The following is a 16,198-nucleotide window of genomic DNA, read 5'->3' as shown; positions in this document are numbered from 1 at the left end:
GGGAGGGTGGCGGTCGGGCGTCTCACGAGGACGCCCGACCGCTAGGCCGTGTCGTCAAAGGTTTGACATGCGTGGATGATGTTTGGCGTGGTGCGTCGTCATGAGTTGTCTGATGTCGAGTGGGCTGCGTTGGAGCCGTTCCTGCCGCCGGTGGTGACCGGTGGCAGGCCGCGGTCGGACGACCGTCGTGTGCTCAACGCGGTGGCGTGGAAGATCCGGTCGGGGGTGCCGTGGCGGGACCTGCCGGAACGGTACGGGTCGTGGGGGTCGGTCTACACCCGTTTCCGCAGGTGGGCACTGGATGGGACGTTCACCGCGATGCTGGCCGGGGTCCAGGCCCGTGCGGGTGCGGCCGGTGACGTCGACTGGTTGGTGTCGGTGGACTCCACAGTCGTACGCGCTCATCAGCATGCCGCGGGTGCCAAAAGGGGCGATCGGAAACCGGCGAATCGGATCACGCCCTCGGACGATCGCGAGGCGGTCTGACCACGAAGATCCATGCCGCGTGCGACGGTCGTGGCCGGGTCCTGGCGTTCGTGCTCACCGGCGGGCAGGTCAACGACTTCACCGCGTTCGAGCCGCTGATGGCCGCGATCCGGATACCCCGGCTCGGACCGGGCCGGCCCCGGGCCCGTCCGGATCACGTCATCGCGGACAAGGGCTATTCGTCGAAGGCGGTGCGGGCGTACCTGCGTCGGCGCGGCATCGGGCACACGATCCCCGAACGCAGCGACCAGCAGGCCAACCGCACCCGGCGCGGGCAGCGGGGTGGACGGCCACCGGTGTTCGACCGGCAGGTCTACCGGCGCCGCAACGTCGTCGAGCGCTGCTTCAACCAGCTGAAACAGGCCAGAGGCGTGGCCACCCGGTACGACAAGACCCGTACCTCCTACCAGGCGACCATCACCATCGCCGCGCTACTCCAGTGGATCTGACCCCTTTGACGACACGGCCTAGTCCCACTCCCAGCGCATGCCCACGATGCCCGGCGGCACGTCCGATCCGATCAGATGGGCCCCGTGCGTCGAGCCGATCCACACCTCGCGTACGCCCTGGTCCGGCGCGTTCACGCCGCGCCGCTCGAACCTGTAGCACCGGGCCGGCACCGCGTCGCGGTGGAACTGCAACTGCAGCAGGTACTCCCCGACCGGCACCGAGAAGCCCCGGTAGTAGATGTCGGTCGGCGCGGCGGAGCTGCTCAGGAACTCGTACTCCAGCACCACCGTGTCGCCCTGCGACAGCATCCGGTCGAAGATGATCTCGGCGGCGCACACGCCGCTGTCCGGATCGGTGCGCACCCGGCCCAGGCGGCAGTTGCGCAGCGCGTTGATCTGCACCGGGGCGCCCAGGTCGTCGGTGCGGAAGATGCCGACCGTGCGCGACACCCGGTCCACATTGGCCCGCAGCACCTGGCGGCAGCTGAGGCTGATCTCCTGCCGCTGCGCCCCGACCTGGTACACGTCGTGCAGGCTGAGCCGGCTCAGCTCGTGGTAGAGCCAGCGATCCAGCTCGCCGATCATCTTGGCGACGCTGGTCGAGTCGGTGAACAGCCGGTCGATGTCGATGGTCCCGGGTGGCTGGCCCAGCCAGCGCCCGCGCGGACGGCGCGGCCCGAGCTGGGCGATCAGCGATTCGGCGGGCAGCGACAGGATCTGCTCCAGCAGCCGGACCGCCTTCATCGATTCGGGGCGCTCGGGGCGGCTGCGGCCCCGGCGCCAGTAGCTCAACGTGGTGGTGCTGACTGTGATCCCGGCAGCGGCCAGCCGCTCCTGGATCTCCTCCAACCGCATTCCCCGGTCTTCGATGGCCAGGTGGAGCACGGCGGAGAACGGGCCGGTACGCAGCGCGTGCGCCAGGTCCCGGCCGACCGAGTCCGGTCGAGCCTTCTCCATGAACGCTGAGTATCGTCACCACCCCGCCATCCCGCCACCGCAGTCAGCGGCGAGAAACGGAAGGGCCCCTTCGTCGGCTCGCGTCAGCGAGACGAGCAGAAGTTCTGCTCGCTTCCGACGAAGAAGGGCCCCTTCTTGACGGCGGCGCTCAGCCGGGCAGCAGCGACTGGTCCGGTTCCGGGAGGCGGTGCACCACGATCCCGGCCAGACCCGGGCCGACGTGCGCGGCCACCACCGCGCCGACCTCGCTGGTGTAGAGCTCGCACAGCCGGTCGCCGAGGCGTTCCTGCAGCGCCGCCGCGACCGAACCGGCTCGCTCGGCGGCGGCCAGATGGTGCACCGCGACCTCGACCGGGCCGTCCCCGGCCGCCTGCACCGCGAGCGCGACCAGCCGGTCCAGCGCGCGGGCGGCGGTGCGCACCTTGTCGCGCATGGAGATGCCGCCGGCCGAGACCTCCAGCAGCGGCTTGACCGCCAGCGCCGTGCCGACCAGCGCGGACGCGGCGTTGATGCGGCCGCCCCGGCGCAGATGCTCCAGCGTGTCGACGTAGAAGAAGGTGGAGGTGCGGCTGATGGTGGCCAGGGCCGCCTCGCGTACCCCCTTGAGGTCTTTGCCCTCTGCCGCCGCCCGCGCCGCGGCCAGGGCCGGGAAGCCCACGCCCATCGCCGCCGAGCAGGAGTCGACCACCTCGACCGGACCGTCCGCCTGCTTGGCCGCGATCGCGGCCGAGCCGAGCGTGCCCGACAACGCCCCGGCCAGGTGCACCGAGACGACGCCGTCGGCACCGGCGGCGAACAGCTGGTCGTACACCTGCTTGAACTCGGCCGGGGTGGGCTGGGAGGTGGTGACCGAGACCCGGCGCGCGGTCAGCGCCACGGCGACCTCGGCCGGGCTGACGTCGAGGCCCTCCCGGCCGGAGACCCCGCCGAGCACGATGTGCAGGGGCACCACGGTGAGCGTCCCGTCGCCGATGGCGGCGGGCAGGTACGCGGTGGAGTCGGTGACGACGGCTACGGCCATGCGCGCACGTTAGCCTGTCACGACGGCCGTGCCGAGATGACCTCGAGCACGGGCCCCATCTGGCAGATGGTCGCGATGTCGGTGCGGATCCGTCCGGTGACCATGAGCTGCGCCCCGGGCTTGACCACGTCCTTGTCTCCGCCCATGAGCTGGTAGGTCCGGCCGGGCGTACGCAGCACCGTGCAGCCGCCCTCCAGCTCGACCCGCTCGACCGTGCCGGAGACGGTGATCTCGTCCTTGGCGGGCGGCGGGATGCTCGGACCGCCCTTGGGCGGCTTGGGTGCGCTCGCGCCGGGCGACGGTACGCCGGTCACGCCGACCTCCCCACTGGGCGTGCCGTTCGGCTCGCCGGTGTCGGTGCGCGCACAGCCGGCCAGCAGGCCGCCCAGGAGCGTCACGGCCAGCAGTGCGTGCGTCAGGTGCTTTCGCGTCGTCATGTCAGGTGGGACGTTACCGGCCCGGCACAAGTTGCGCGAGCGCTGCTCAGACGCCCACGTTGTAGGCCGACATCCGCCACCCGTGCTCGGTGGAGTGGGTCAGGTCGACCCAGTGGCAGTTCTGCAGCGGCATGATCGTGGGCAGCGTCTCGTACGGCCAGCCCAGCAGCGTGGCGGTGCCGTACTTGATGGCGGCGCCGTGCGAGGCGAGCACCGTGGTCGCGCCCGGTGCCGCCTCGGCGGCCTGCCGGATGACCTCGACGACCCGCTTGCCCAGGTCGGCCAGCGGCTCGACCCCGTCACCCGGCTCGTCGACAGCGTCGCGCCAGCCCTGCCACGAGTTCGGGAACCGTTCCCTGACCTCGGTCATGAGCAGGTTCTCCCACTGACCGAAGCCGCGTTCGCGCAGTCGCGAGTCGCGCTCGGGCACCAGGCCGGTCAGCTCCGCCAGCGCGGCCGCGGTGTGCGCGGCGCGACTGAGGTCGCTGGTGACCAGCCGGATCGGGTTGCGGCGGGCCAGCGCCGGGGCCGCCGCGGCGGCCTGCGCCCGCCCCTTGTCGTTGAGCGGCGCGTCGTGCTGCCCCTGCACCCGGCCCTCGGCGTTGTAGTTCGTGTTGCCGTGGCGCCAGAGGATGATCCGGGTGAGGCCGTGCTCCGGGCCGCGCTCGTTGCTCACGCGGCGTCCTGGGCCGCCAGGTGGCGGTCGACGAACTCGATGCGGGCGCAGTCCTTCCACAACCGGTCCAGCGCGTAGAACTCGCGCTCCTCGCTGTGCTGCACGTGCACCACGATGTCGTTGAAGTCCAGCAGCACCCAGCGGCCGGTGCGCTCACCCTCGCGGCGCACGGGCTTGGCCTTCTCGGGCAGCTGGAGCAGGGCATCCTCGATGGCGTCGACGATGGCGAGCACCTGGCGTTCGTTGGAGGCGGAAGCGACCACGAAGACGTCGGTGATGACGAGCTGGTCGCCCACGTCCAGCAGGACGATGTCCTCGGCCTTCTTGTCGGCGGCGGCCTGCGCCGCGGCCAGCGCCATCTCGACGGCACGCTCGGTTGCGGGCACCTTGGTCCTCTCGTTCGGCTGCCTGGCGCCGGTACGCGTCCAGGTTCAGCATCAAGAGTCTCACAGGCGCGGGTGAAGACGCCGCCGAGATTGCGACGAGGTGCGCCAGCCCACCGACGATCAGCGGTAAAGGCGGCGTTTTGTGATGTATTGCACTACCCCGTCCGGTACCAGATACCAGACGGGCTGGCCCGCGGCGACGCGGCGGCGGCAGTCGGTGGACGAGATCGCCATCGCGGGTACCTGGACCAGGCTCACCACGTCGGCGGGCAGGTGGCCCACCGTGAGGTCGAACCCGGGCCGGGTCACGCCGACGAAGTGGGCCAGCTCGAACAGCTGCTCCGCGTCCTTCCAAGAGAGGATCTTGGAGAGCGCGTCGGCACCGGTGATGAAGAACAGCTCGGTCTTCTCACCGTACTGCGCGCGCAGTTCCCGCAGCGTGTCCACGGTGTAGGTCGGGCCGTCCCGGTCCACGTCGACCCGGCTGACGGAGAACCGCGGGTTCGACGCGGTCGCGATGACCGTCATCAGGTAGCGGTCCTCCGCCGGCGTGACCGGGTTGCCGGACTTCTGCCACGGCTCCCCGGTCGGCACGAACACGACCTCATCGAGGGCGTAGCGGTCGGCCACCTCGCTGGCTGCCACGAGGTGTCCGTGATGGATGGGATCGAACGTCCCGCCCATGATCCCGATACGACTCGCCACGCCCTCCAAGGTACGTCAGCCCCTCGCCCGCAACGCCCGCGCCAGATCGTCGGTGGCGTCGGCCAGCGCCCGGCGCACCAGCGGGTGCATCGTCCCGGCCAGCGCCTGCTCGGCGGCGGCCAGCGTCACGGGCGACACGGCGTAGCCCGGGTAGGCGGCCGAGGCCAGGTGGCCCAGCATGTCGCCGGAGCGGCCGGTCGAGGCGGGCAGCTCGGCGAAGAAGCGCGCCACGTACGGCTCGGTCAGCTCCGCGTGCTCGGGCTGCCACAGTCCCTGCCCCGCCGCGATGCAGATCCGGTTGGACCGGCCCTGCTCGGTGACGACCAGGTCGAACGCCCACGCCTTGGCCTGCGGATCCGGACGCGACGCGCGGGCGCGCACCGCCTCCTGCTCGCCGCGGGCGCTGGTGTCACGGGCCAGCTCGGCGTCGATCTCCGCCTCGGACACGTCACCGAGCACCGACAGCCGGTTCAGCACCGACCAGCGCAGCTCGCTGTCGACGGCCAGACCCTCGGGCACCCCAATGCCGCCGAGCCAGCCGCGCAGCAGCTCGCGCTCGCCGGGGCCCGCCAGCGCGGTCAGCGACCGCGCGCCGACGAGCTGGCGGCTGCTGCCCGCATCGGCGGTCTCCAGCAGCGTGCGCGCCGCCGCGGCCAACGCGGCCCGGCCCTGCTCGCGCAACGCGCCCGGCAGGTACGTGTTGACCGCCAGGCGGGCCAGCGCGAACACCGACTCGGCCAGGGTCACGTCGGGCTCGCCGGGCAGCACCTCGGCGGCCAGCCGCACGAACTCCAGCGCGGGCCACTCGGCGTCGCGGGTGGCGTCCCAGGCGCTGTTCCACAGCAGGGCGCGGGTCAGCGAGTCCGGCTGCGCGGCGAGCAGGCTCGCCAGCTCCGGCCGGGTCCGGTCGTCCACCCGGATCTTGGCGAAGGTGAGGTCGCCGTCGTTGAGCAGCAGACCCTTTCCGCGTACGCCGGACAGCAGCGGCACCGGCGTCACCTCGCCCGACACCTCGATCTCGGTGCGCTGCCACTGCCCCTGCTCGTCGAACCAGCCCAGGCCGATGCGGTGCGGGCGCAGCACCGGGTACGCCGACGGCGCGGTCTGCACCACCGCGACCGACTCATACGACCCGTCCGCCGCCCAGGTGATCTCCGGGCGCAGTGTGTTCACCTGCGGGGTGCGCAGCCAGTCGCGCGCCCACGCCTGCAGGTCCCGGCCGCTGGCCTGCGACAGCGCGTCGAGCAGGTCGGCCAGGGTGGCGTTGCCCCAGGCGTGCTTGTCGAAGTACGCCCGCAGCCCGGACAGGAACGCCTCGTCCCCGATCCACGCCACCAGCTGCCGCAGTGCCGAGCAGCCCTTGGCGTAGGAGATGCCGTCGAAGTTGGCGAACGCCGCGTCGGTGTCGACGACCTCGGTCGGTGCGATCGGGTGCGTCGAGGGGCGCTGGTCGGCGGCGTACCCCCAGGATTTGCGACCGACGCCGAACCGGGTCCACGACTGCGGCCACGGCGTCACCTCGGCCACCAGCCGGTAGCCCATGTACGTGGCGAACGACTCGTTCAGCCACAGGTCGTCCCACCAACGCATGGTGACCAGGTCACCGAACCACATGTGCGCCATCTCGTGCGCGATGATGGCGGCCCGCTCCAGCCGCTCGGTGTCGGTGACGGCGGCGCGGAACAGCAGCTCGTCGCGGAACACGACCAGGCCGGGGAACTCCATCGCCCCCCAGCTGAACTCGGGCACGAACGCCTGGTCGTACTTGCCGAACGGGTAGCGCACGCCGAACAGCTCGTGGTAGCGGTCCAGGAACGCCTTGGTCAGCATGAAGATCTCGGGGGCGTCGCGATGCAGGATCTCCGCGTAGCTCGCGCGCGCCACGATCGCCATGTCGATGCCGTCGTGGTGGTCGTCCACCTGCACGTACGGCCCGGCCACCAGCGTGATCAGGTAGGTGGCGACCGGCTTGGTGACGGCGAACTCCCACCGGCCCGGGGCGGTCTGGGTGCCCTCGCCGTTGGCGCGCACCAGCCAGGACGGGTCAGCGGTGACGGACAGGGTCACCGGCGCCTTCAGGTCGGGCTGGTCGAAGCAGGCCATGAACCGGGGCGCGTCGGTGATCGAGGGCTGCGCGTACGTGTAGACCAGGCCGTCGGCCGGGTCCACGAAGCGGTGCATGCCCTCGCTGGTGCGGGTGTAGGCGTACTCGGCGGTCACCTCGACGGTGTTGCTCGCGGCCAGCCCGTCCAGGGCCAGCCGCCCGTCGGCGAAGGCCGACTCGGGCAGCGGCACGCCGTTGAGCGTCGCCGACAGCAGGCGCTCCGGCCGCGCCTCGAGGAAGGTGGTGGCGCCAGGGATGGCGTCGAAGCGGACGGTGGTCACGCTGCGGAAGGTCTCCTCACCGGTAGTGAGGTCGACTTCGAGCCCGTACGACAGCTGCCGCACGGTAGCGGCGCGTGAGACGGCTTCGGCATGGGTGAGGCTGCGCTGCGTCATGCGTGACATCCTGCCTGATCGAGCCCCCTTGCCCGCATGCCGGTTGCCGCCCGGCGGGATCCGGTGCCACAATCGGCACATGCGGATGACGACCAACCTGTGGTGGCTGCCCTAGACCGGCGGCCCGCATCCGTATGACCTCACCAGGCCGCCTGACCGGGCGGCCTTTCTCGTGCACAGGGTGCACCTCCCGGTTCGGCGACCACGATCCCGACGGGAGAACCGACATGACCCTCACCGCCACGAACCCGGCCACGCACCGCCCCACCGCGACCCGCATCCGCCGCCTGACCGGCTGCAAACCCACCGGCCACCTGCATCTGGGCACGCTGCTCGGGATGATCCGGCCGATGCTCGCCGCCCAGCACGACACCGACTCGATCATGATGATCGCCGACCTGCACGCGCTCACCGTCGAACACAACCCGGCCCGCCTGCGCGAATACGTCGCCGAGCAGGCCCGGGTGCTGCTCGCGGCCGGGATCGACCCCGACCGCACCATCCTGTACGTGCAGTCCGACCTGCCCGAACACACCGGGCTGCACTACCTGCTGGAATCCGCGACCGGCTATGGCGAGGCGCAGCGGATGACGCAGTTCAAGGAGAAGGGCGCCGGGGCCGCCGGGGTCCGGCTCAGCCTGCTCACCTACCCGGTGCTGATGGCCGCCGACATCCTGCTGCACGACACCGACGCGGTGCCGGTCGGCGACGACCAGACCCAGCACCTGGAACTGGCCCGCACCATCGCCACCCGCTTCAACGCCCGCTACGGCGAGGTGTTCACGGTGCCGGTCGGGCAGCGGCCGGGCGTGGCGGCGCGGGTGATGGATCTGACCGAGCCGAGGGCCAAGATGGGCAAGACCAACGAGGCCGCGCTGGGCACGATCGGGCTGCTCGACCCGCCGGACCTGGTACGGCGCAAGGTCATGCGCGCCGTCACCGACACGCTCGGGGTGGTCGGCCACGACCGCGATGCGCAGCCCGGCGTGACGAATCTGCTGGAGATCTACCAGGCGTGCACCGGCGAGCCGGGCGGGTTCACGTCGTACGGCGCGCTCAAGGCGGGGGTGGTCGACGCGGTGGTGGCGCAGCTGGAGCCGATCCAGCGGGCCTACGCGGCGCTGTCGCCGCGGGAGGTGGACCGGGTGCTCGCCGACGGGGCCGAACGTGCTCACCCGCGGGCTGCCGCGACACTGCGGCGAGCCGGCGAGGCGATCGGTCTGGGCGGCCGAGGCCGCTAGGACCGAACAATCTTCTTCGTGAAGCAGATGGAAGCGGGGTTGTGCACGTACCTGCCGTACGGCTCGGTGCGCTGGTAGCCCACCGATTCGTACAGCGCGATCGCCTCGGGCTGGTTCTCGCCGGTCTCGAGGAGCAGCGTGTCCCATCCCTGGGCGGTGGCCCGTCGTTCCAAAGCCGCGAGGATGCGGCGGGCCACCCCGGCGCGGCGATGCGCCGGTGTCACATACATTCGCCTGATCTCGCCGACCCCGGTCTCGTGCGGAGTGATCGCTCCACAACCGACCGGCTGCCCCAGTACGTACGCCACGACGAAGTGGGCGCGGGGGTTCAAGGGGGTTCGCGTCGTGCCCGGATACCGCGTGAGAAGTTCGTCCTCAGCGGCGAGTACGAGCGCGGTCACATCAGGGTGGGTGATCTCACGGTGCTGGATCAACACCGGCGTGACGCTATCCAGGGCTTGTTTCGAGAGTGTTTCACGCTCCGCACAGCGCTCACCTCACCCCGAAACAAAAGGAAGGGCCCCTTCTTATCGCCTTGCGTAGAAGAAGGGGCCCTTCTTAACTTCTGTGAACCAGGCGCGACTCAGCGCTTGTCGTCGGCGTCCGCGTCCGCGTCCGCGTCCGCGTCGGCGTCGGCGTCGGCGTCGGCGTCGGTCTCGTCGTAGTCGTCGAAGTCCGCGTCGTCGCCCTCGTCATCGGCGAGGTCGGCGTCCAGGTCGTCCTGGAGCCACTCGTCGCCGGCCGTGTCGCCCTCCTCGCGCTGGCGACGTGCCTTGCGGGCGGCCAGGCGCTCGGCGGCACCGGGCCGGGTCGGCTCCCCGTCGATGCGGATGTCGGTGCCCCGGTTGCCCGGCACGTAGTCGGCTCCGGCGTACACCGTGGGCTGCCAGTCGAACTCCATGGTGCCGATGCGCACCGGGTCGCCCGGCTGCGCGCCGAGCTTGGCCAGCTTCGCCTCGACCCCGAGGCGGGCCAGCCGGTCGGCCAGGTAGCCGACAGCCTCGTCGTTGTCGAAGGTGGTCTGCCGCACCCAGCGCTCCGGCTTGCTGCCGCGCACCACCCAGACCCCGGCCTTGTCCTGCTCGATCTCGAAGCCGGAGTCGTCGACCGCCTTCGGGCGCAGCACGATGCGGGTCGGCTCCAGCACCGGCTTGGCGGCGCGGTGCTCGTCGACCATGCGGGCCAGCGCGTAGATCAGATCCTGCAGGCCCTCACGGGTCGCGGCGCTCACGGCGTAGATCGGCCAGCCGTACTTCTCCAGGTCGGGGCGGACGATGTCGGCCAGATCCCGCCCGTCCGGTACGTCGATCTTGTTGAGCACGATGATCCGGGGCCGGTCCCCCAGCCCGCCGTACTGCGCCAGCTCGGCCTCGAGCGCGTCGATGTCGGCGACCGGGTCACGGTTGGGCTCCAGCGTGGCGGTGTCGACGACGTGCGCCAGCACCGCGGTGCGCTCGATGTGGCGCAGGAAGTCCAGGCCCAGGCCCTTGCCGTCGGCGGCACCCGGGATCAGCCCCGGCACGTCGGCCACGGTGAACGTCTGGTCGCCCGCCTGCACCACGCCCAGGTTCGGCACCAGCGTGGTGAACGGGTAGTCGGCGATCTTGGGCTTGGCCGCGGAGATCACCGAGATCAGCGACGACTTGCCCGCACTCGGGAAACCCACCAGGCCGACGTCGGCGACGCTCTTGAGCTCGACCACCACGTCCAGCCGGTCGCCGGGCTCGCCCAGCTCGGCGAAGCCGGGCGCCTTGCGCCGGGAGCTGGCCAGCGCGGCGTTGCCGCGGCCGCCCCGGCCGCCCCGGGCGATCTCCAGGGTGGTGCCGGTGCCCACCAGGTCGGCGATGATCTCGCCGTCGGTGGTCTGCACGACGGTGCCGTCGGGCACCTTGAGCACCAGGTCACCGCCATTGGCGCCTTCGCGGTTGTTGCCCGCGCCGCCCTTGCCGTTCGGTGCCTTGAGGTGCGGGTGGAAGTGGAAGTCCAGCAGCGTGTGCACGTTCGGGTCGACGACCATCAGAATGCCGCCGCCGTGCCCGCCGTTGCCCCCGTCGGGGCCGCCGAACGGCTTGAACTTCTCCCGGTGGATGGAGACGCAGCCGTGCCCGCCGTCACCCGCCTGCAGGTGCAGCACCACGCGATCCACGAAGGTCGCCACGTTCCATCCTCCAGCTATGTAGATCTAAGTCAGCATATGCCCGGTCTACGGGCATGCTCACGTACTGGCGCGAGCTTCCGAAGAAGCAGCGCCTGCCAGGGCCCGCGCATGCCCGGGAACCGCTGGGACGCGCGCCACAGTGCGGCGCCGCGATCGACGCGACCGCCCCGAGCCGCGAGCCCGTTCCCGCGCTTTCGGGGAACAGGAAATCTTGGGCCGGTTTCCTGCGCTTCCCCAAAAGCACAGCCAACACCGGCCGCCGAGGCCGAGGTGAGGTGACCTCGGCCGGAAACGGAAAGAGGCGGGAAGGCGCAGCGCGCCTTCCCGCCTCTTTCGAGCAATCAGCCCTCGACCGGGACGATGCTGACGGTCTTGCGGCCACGCTTGAGGCCGAACTGCACCGCACCGTGGGCCAGCGCGAACAGCGTGTCGTCGCCACCACGGCCGACCAGGTCACCCGGGTGGAACTTGGTGCCACGCTGGCGGATGAGGATCTCGCCGGCGGAGACGACCTGACCGCCGAAACGCTTCACGCCGAGCCGCTGGGCGGCGGAGTCGCGACCGTTGCGCGAGCTGGATGCACCCTTTTTATGTGCCATCTCGAGGCCTACTTCCCGCTCTTGATGCCGGTGACCTTGACCTGGGTCAGCGGCTGACGGTGACCCTGCCGCTTGTGGTAGCCGGTCTTGTTCTTGAACTTGTGGATCCGGATCTTCGGGCCCTTGGTGTGGGCCACGACCTCACCGGAAACAGAAACCTTGGCAAGCTTCGCCGCGTCGGTCACCAGGTCGCTGCCATCAACGAGCAGCACTGCGGACAGTGCGACCACGTCGCCGGGCGCGCCCGCGAGCTTCTCGACCTCGATCACGTCGCCCTCGGCGACCTTGTACTGCTTGCCGCCGGTCTTGACGATCGCGTACATGAGACGCGGACTCCTGTCGTAGCTCTGGCGGATGACTTGCGCACGGCGCGTCCTGGCCGAATGACCGGCCGGCACACACGCACACATGCGGCGCCTGTAAGAGCACCGCAGAGAAGACTACGTCATGGCCTGCCCGATGCCCAAACCGGGCGGCCTGTCGGCACGGCGCGGGTGACTGTGCTCACCCGCGCCGTGCCCGCGGCTCACTTGCCGCAGAGGGTCTTGACCTTCTCACCGGCGGCGGAGAACTCCGGCGTCGAGAGCGCGGCCTGGATCTTGGTGATGTCGCCGTTGGCCGCGCCGACGGCGGCCAGGCCGGTCGCCAGCGTCGCCAGGTCGGACTGCACAGCCGCCTTCAGGTCGGCGTCCGCGATCACGGCGGCGTCCTTGCCATAGGCGGTCTGGAAGGCCGTCAGGTCCGCCAGCAGCTCGGTCGCGGCGTCCTTCTGCGCGGCCGGGTCGGCCAGCTTCGGCATAAGCGCGGTGATCTTGGTGGTGAAGTCGTCGGTGGCCTTGGTCAGGTTCGCGCAGGCGGTCGCCTTGTCGACACCGGCCGGGGAGCTGGCAACCGACGGTGCCGAGCTGGCACCGGGGTTGTCGACCGGGGTGTCGGCGCAGGCCGCGGCGCCGAAGAGCGCCACGCCCAGGGTTGCGGCAGCGAGAATGCGTCGCATCAGGGGTTCCTTCGGGATAGCGGGGTGAAACGGACAGACAGCTGCCCGGCGAAACTGCCCAGGCAGCATAGACAGCCCATACCCACCGACGGCCGGACGATACCGGACAGCCGGTGGATATGTGCCGAAGCTCGGTGTGCCGAGGCTCAGGAAGACGGGCAGATCTTGTCCAGGGCCTCGCCGGCGGCGGTGAGGTCCGCGCTGAACAGGATCTCCTGGATCTTCGACGGGTCCTGGGCCAGCTTCTGCGGGTCGGCCAGCGCCGTCCGCGAGGCGTCCAGCGCCTTGGTCATGTCCGCCAGCGCCTTCTTCAGCGCCGGGTCGGCGGCCTTGTCGGACTCGGCCTTGAGCGCGGTCGACAGCGTCGTGTAGTCCTTGGCCAGGTCGTCCAGGAACGCCTTCGCCTTGGCCGGGTCGCTGAGCGCGGTGCCGGCCTGCTGCGCCTTGGTGATGATCGTGGTGGCGAACGTCTCGCCCGCCTTGTTCACGGCGGCGCAGACGGTCTTGGAGTCGGCGGTGCCGGTGGCGGTGCCGCCGGTGGCACCCGCGGTCGGGCTGGCCTCGGCCGTGGCGCCCGCGGAGGCGGCGGCCGAAGCCGAGGGCTGCGCGTCGGCCACCGGGCTGTCGGCACAGGCGGCGGCCGTGGCAAGGGTCAGGCCCAGGGTGACGGCGAGCAGGACGCGTCGCATCGTGGGGATTCCTCCGAAACGGGACGGACAGCGAACTGCCCGGGGTCGTGGCAACGTACCCCGGGCAGCTTACGCAGTTCGTGCGACAGCGCATCTTTTCCCGCGCATGCCGTACCGATTCGTTACGGGCGGGTGCGGCGACGGCCTCCCCGCCGCGTACGGCGACGCGTGGGCACGTCAGCCGCGTCTTCCGCCCCCTCGTCGTCCCCGCCGTCGCCCTCGTCGTCGACCGACTCGTAACGCGACAGGTCGTAGCCGGCGGTGTCGTAGTACTCGGGGTCGTCCTGGGACTTCTTCGGCGCCGGCAGGGCCGGAGCCGACTTGACCTGCACCGGGGCCGACTGCTGCACCGGGGCCGGAGGAGCCGCCTTACGGTCGGATACCGGCTCCGTGTGAATGATCACACCACGGCCCTTGCAGTGCTCGCACGGCTCGCTGAACGCCTCCAGCAGCCCGGCGCCGATGCGCTTGCGCGTCATCTGCACCAGGCCCAGCGAGGTGATCTCGGTGACCTGGTGCTTGGTCCGGTCCCGGCCCAGGCACTCGGTCAACCGCCGCAGCACCAGCTCGCGGTTGCTCTCCAACACCATGTCAATGAAGTCGATGACCACGATGCCGCCCAGGTCGCGCAGGCGCAGCTGCCGCACGATCTCCTCGGCCGCCTCGAGGTTGTTGCGGGTGACCGTCTCCTCCAGGTTGCCGCCCGCACCGGTGTACTTGCCGGTGTTGACGTCCACCACCGTCATCGCCTCGGTGCGGTCGATGACCAGGTGACCACCCGAGGGCAGGAAGACCTTGCGGTCCAGGCCCTTGAGGATCTGCTCGTCGATGCGGTACGTGGCGAACACGTCCGAGACGCCGGTGTGCCGGTGCACCCGGTCCACCAGGTCGGGCGACACGTGGTGCAGGTACGACTGGACGGTCTCGTAGGCGTTGTCGCCCTGGACCACCAGCTCCTTGAAGTCCTCGTTGAACAGGTCGCGGACCACCCGGACCACCAGGTCGGGCTCGCCGTACAGCAGCGCCGGGGCGCCGCCCTCGGCCGCGCGGGCCTGGATGTCCTCCCACTGCGACTGCAACCGCTTGACGTCGCGGGCCAGGTCCTCCTCGGAGGCGCCCTCGGCGGCGGTGCGCACGATCACCCCGGCGCCCTCGGGCACCAGCTTCTTGAGGATGTCGCGCAGGCGCTTGCGCTCCACATCGGACAGCTTGCGGCTGATGCCGGAGGCGTTGCCGTTGGGCACGAACACCAGGTGGCGGCCGGACAGCGCGACGTGGCTGCTCAGACGGGCGCCCTTGTGGCCGAGCGGGTCCTTGGTGACCTGCACCAGCACGGAGTCGCCCGAGCGCAGCGCCTGCTCGATGGAGCGCGAGCGCCCCTCCAGCCCGGCGGCGTCCCAGTTGACCTCACCGGCGTAGAGCACCGCGTTGCGGCCGCGGCCGAGGTCGACGAAGGCGGCCTCCATGCTCGGCAGCACGTTCTGCACCTTGCCGAGGTAGACGTTGCCGACCATGGTCGCGGCCGAGGCGCGGGTGACGTAGTGCTCCACGAGCACGCCGTCCTCCATGACCGCGATCTGGGTGCGGTCGGGGTTCTCCCGGATGACCATGACCCGGTCGACCGCCTCGCGGCGGGCCAGGAACTCCGACTCGGTGAGGATCGGCGGGCGGGTGCGGCGCTGCTCGCGGCCGTCCCGGCGGCGCTGGCGCTTGGCCTCCAGCCGGGTCGAGCCGGAGACGCCCTGCACCTCGTCGCTGACGGCCCGGGGCTCGCGGATGCGTACGACTGTGTGCACGCCGTCCTCGGCGCCGTCCTCGACGTCGCCCGCGCCCTTGCGCCGACGACGGCGGCGGCGCCGCGTCAGCGGCTCCTCCTCGTCGTCGGACTCGGCCTCGGCCTCGACCGGCTCGCCGGTCTCCTCGTCGGTCAGCTCGTCGCCGGCTCCCTTGCCGCGGCCACGGCCACGGCGGCCCCGACGACGACGGGCGCGGCCGTTCTCGCCGCCTTCGTCCTCGTCCTCGTCCTGCTCGGCGGCCGCTTCCTCCTCGGCCTCGACGACGGCGGCCGACTCGGCCTCCTCGCCCCGGCTTCGACGCGAGCGGCGACGACGACGCCCGGACTCGGACGGCTCCGTCTCCTCCTCGGTGCGGCTGTCGGCCTCGGCTCGGGCCTGCTCGGCCCGGGTCTGCTCCGCGCGCGCCAGCTCGGTGCGCGCCTGCTCGGCCCGAGCGGCCTCGGGTGCCATGAACAGCACGGAGATGGCCGGGCGGCGCGGCGCGGGCTCCTCGGCGGGCACGGCGGCCTCGGCGGCGAGCTCCTCCTCGGCCTCCTCGGCTTCGGCCTGCTCGGCCAGTTCCGCGGCGTCCTGCTCGGCGGCGGGGACCGCGCTGGGCACGGCAAGGACCGGCGCGGCAGCTACGGGAGCTTCCGTCTCATTCGCCGCAGACTCGCCAGAGATGTCGGCTTCCGCCGCTTTCTTGCGGCGACGGGTGGTCTTCTTGACCGGCGCGGCGCTTTCGTCCCCGCCGTCCGGTTCCTCGGCCGCGGCGGCGCGCTTGCGCGTACGGCGACGCACGGTCGCCTCCGCCGGGGCTTGCTCAGGCTCTGCGGCGTCCTGTGGCGCCGACGCCTCGTTCGAGGCGTCAGCGCTGGTCACGCCACTGTCAACGCGCTGCACATCCGCGTCGTGCGGTGGCTGCGCGCCATGGGTTGCGTCGTCGGCGTTGTCGGGCCGATCCGCGGGCTCGTGGTCGAGCATCCGGCTGTTCTCCAGTTCTGGCGGTCCCGGGCGCGTAGACGAACGCAGCCACTCAGGAGCACCGGTGTTTTCCGTCGTTCCACCAGCCCGAGCACCAGGTCAGGCGCTACGGGCCGGCTTTGCGCCGAAGTCTGCCGAC

16 protein-coding genes are annotated in these 16,198 nt (G+C 71.1%); 2 read left to right on the top strand and 14 right to left on the bottom strand.

Going from position 1 to position 16,198, the window contains the following annotated elements; all coding sequences use genetic code 11:
* Positions 1-90 precede the first annotated feature (90 nt).
* A protein-coding gene (locus KUA19_RS36605; protein ID WP_372451988.1) for an IS5 family transposase occupies positions 91-935 on the top strand; the annotation gives its coding sequence in 2 pieces (ribosomal slippage) (positions 91-430 and positions 430-935; 846 coding nt in all).
* Positions 936-953: 18 nt separating this feature from the next.
* On the opposite strand, the gene KUA19_RS36600 is transcribed toward KUA19_RS36605, so the two are convergent.
* From KUA19_RS36600 to pepN, 7 genes are all read right to left on the bottom strand, one after another.
* Entirely contained in the window at positions 954-1,892 is a 939-nt protein-coding gene (locus tag KUA19_RS36600; protein ID WP_217403606.1) for a hypothetical protein, read from the bottom strand.
* A 148-nt stretch (positions 1,893-2,040) separates the two neighbouring features.
* Positions 2,041-2,913 carry a DegV family protein gene (locus KUA19_RS36595; RefSeq protein WP_217403604.1) on the bottom strand — a complete coding sequence of 291 codons (873 nt, stop codon included), beginning with the start codon at positions 2,911-2,913 and terminating at the stop codon, positions 2,041-2,043.
* Positions 2,914-2,930: 17 nt separating this feature from the next.
* On the bottom strand, positions 2,931-3,350 hold the full coding sequence (locus tag KUA19_RS36590) for a hypothetical protein (protein WP_217403602.1): 420 nt from the start codon (positions 3,348-3,350) through the stop codon (positions 2,931-2,933).
* A gap of 46 nt (positions 3,351-3,396) precedes the next feature.
* Entirely contained in the window at positions 3,397-4,026 is a 630-nt protein-coding gene (locus KUA19_RS36585; protein WP_217403600.1) for a histidine phosphatase family protein, read from the bottom strand.
* Positions 4,023-4,412, bottom strand: a complete 390-nt coding sequence (gene rsfS / locus KUA19_RS36580; RefSeq protein WP_217403598.1) for a ribosome silencing factor — start codon at positions 4,410-4,412, stop codon at positions 4,023-4,025. Before rsfS ends, KUA19_RS36585 begins: the two co-directional genes overlap by 4 nt.
* Before the next feature lie 120 nt (positions 4,413-4,532).
* On the bottom strand, positions 4,533-5,117 hold the full coding sequence (nadD, locus tag KUA19_RS36575; RefSeq protein ID WP_308167856.1) for a nicotinate-nucleotide adenylyltransferase: 585 nt from the start codon (positions 5,115-5,117) through the stop codon (positions 4,533-4,535).
* Between the two features lie 15 nt (positions 5,118-5,132).
* Complete coding sequence (gene pepN / locus KUA19_RS36570; protein WP_217403596.1) at positions 5,133-7,616, bottom strand: aminopeptidase N; 2,484 nt, start codon at positions 7,614-7,616, stop codon at positions 5,133-5,135.
* Between the two features lie 227 nt (positions 7,617-7,843).
* Here pepN and trpS point away from each other — a divergent pair, with 227 nt between their 5' ends.
* Positions 7,844-8,857, top strand: a complete 1,014-nt coding sequence (trpS, locus tag KUA19_RS36565; protein WP_217403594.1) for a tryptophan--tRNA ligase — start codon at positions 7,844-7,846, stop codon at positions 8,855-8,857.
* On the opposite strand, the gene KUA19_RS36560 is transcribed toward trpS, so the two are convergent.
* From KUA19_RS36560 to KUA19_RS36530, 7 genes are all read right to left on the bottom strand, one after another.
* Positions 8,854-9,294, bottom strand: coding sequence for a GNAT family N-acetyltransferase (locus tag KUA19_RS36560; RefSeq protein WP_217403592.1), 441 nt, complete (start codon positions 9,292-9,294; stop codon positions 8,854-8,856). The two genes, trpS and KUA19_RS36560, sit on opposite strands and share 4 nt — an antisense overlap.
* Before the next feature lie 146 nt (positions 9,295-9,440).
* A complete protein-coding gene (gene obgE, locus KUA19_RS36555) occupies positions 9,441-11,015 on the bottom strand; it encodes a GTPase ObgE (RefSeq protein WP_217403590.1) in 1,575 nt (524 codons plus the stop codon).
* A gap of 341 nt (positions 11,016-11,356) precedes the next feature.
* Positions 11,357-11,614 carry a 50S ribosomal protein L27 gene (rpmA, locus tag KUA19_RS36550; protein WP_217403588.1) on the bottom strand — a complete coding sequence of 86 codons (258 nt, stop codon included), beginning with the start codon at positions 11,612-11,614 and terminating at the stop codon, positions 11,357-11,359.
* An 8-nt stretch (positions 11,615-11,622) separates the two neighbouring features.
* On the bottom strand, positions 11,623-11,937 hold the full coding sequence (gene rplU, locus KUA19_RS36545) for a 50S ribosomal protein L21 (RefSeq protein WP_155374923.1): 315 nt from the start codon (positions 11,935-11,937) through the stop codon (positions 11,623-11,625).
* Positions 11,938-12,140: 203 nt separating this feature from the next.
* Entirely contained in the window at positions 12,141-12,611 is a 471-nt protein-coding gene (locus KUA19_RS36540) for a hypothetical protein (RefSeq protein WP_217403586.1), read from the bottom strand.
* 146 nt (positions 12,612-12,757) lie between these two features.
* Positions 12,758-13,300 carry a hypothetical protein gene (locus KUA19_RS36535; RefSeq protein ID WP_217403584.1) on the bottom strand — a complete coding sequence of 181 codons (543 nt, stop codon included), beginning with the start codon at positions 13,298-13,300 and terminating at the stop codon, positions 12,758-12,760.
* A 122-nt stretch (positions 13,301-13,422) separates the two neighbouring features.
* Complete coding sequence (locus KUA19_RS36530) at positions 13,423-16,059, bottom strand: Rne/Rng family ribonuclease (RefSeq protein ID WP_217403582.1); 2,637 nt, start codon at positions 16,057-16,059, stop codon at positions 13,423-13,425.
* Positions 16,060-16,198: the final 139 nt, after the last annotated feature.

It is taken from the genome of Catellatospora tritici (genome assembly GCF_019083965.1).
GTDB classification, from domain to species: Bacteria; Actinomycetota; Actinomycetes; order Mycobacteriales; family Micromonosporaceae; genus Catellatospora; species Catellatospora tritici.
The sequence above is the reverse complement of the archived record's forward strand: the minus strand, read 5'-3'. Positions and strand labels throughout refer to the sequence as shown.

Coding starts and splice junctions, on each gene's coding strand:
- rpmA (WP_217403588.1), bottom strand. CDS start 11,614: ATGGCACATAAAAAGGGTGCATCCAGCTCGCGCAACGGTCGCGACTCC.
- KUA19_RS36540 (WP_217403586.1), bottom strand. CDS start 12,611: ATGCGACGCATTCTCGCTGCCGCAACCCTGGGCGTGGCGCTCTTCGGC.
- rplU (WP_155374923.1), bottom strand. CDS start 11,937: ATGTACGCGATCGTCAAGACCGGCGGCAAGCAGTACAAGGTCGCCGAG.
- pepN (WP_217403596.1), bottom strand. CDS start 7,616: ATGACGCAGCGCAGCCTCACCCATGCCGAAGCCGTCTCACGCGCCGCT.
- KUA19_RS36530 (WP_217403582.1), bottom strand. CDS start 16,059: ATGCTCGACCACGAGCCCGCGGATCGGCCCGACAACGCCGACGACGCA.
- trpS (WP_217403594.1), top strand. CDS start 7,844: ATGACCCTCACCGCCACGAACCCGGCCACGCACCGCCCCACCGCGACC.
- KUA19_RS36600 (WP_217403606.1), bottom strand. CDS start 1,892: ATGGAGAAGGCTCGACCGGACTCGGTCGGCCGGGACCTGGCGCACGCG.
- KUA19_RS36535 (WP_217403584.1), bottom strand. CDS start 13,300: ATGCGACGCGTCCTGCTCGCCGTCACCCTGGGCCTGACCCTTGCCACG.
- KUA19_RS36590 (WP_217403602.1), bottom strand. CDS start 3,350: ATGACGACGCGAAAGCACCTGACGCACGCACTGCTGGCCGTGACGCTC.
- KUA19_RS36595 (WP_217403604.1), bottom strand. CDS start 2,913: ATGGCCGTAGCCGTCGTCACCGACTCCACCGCGTACCTGCCCGCCGCC.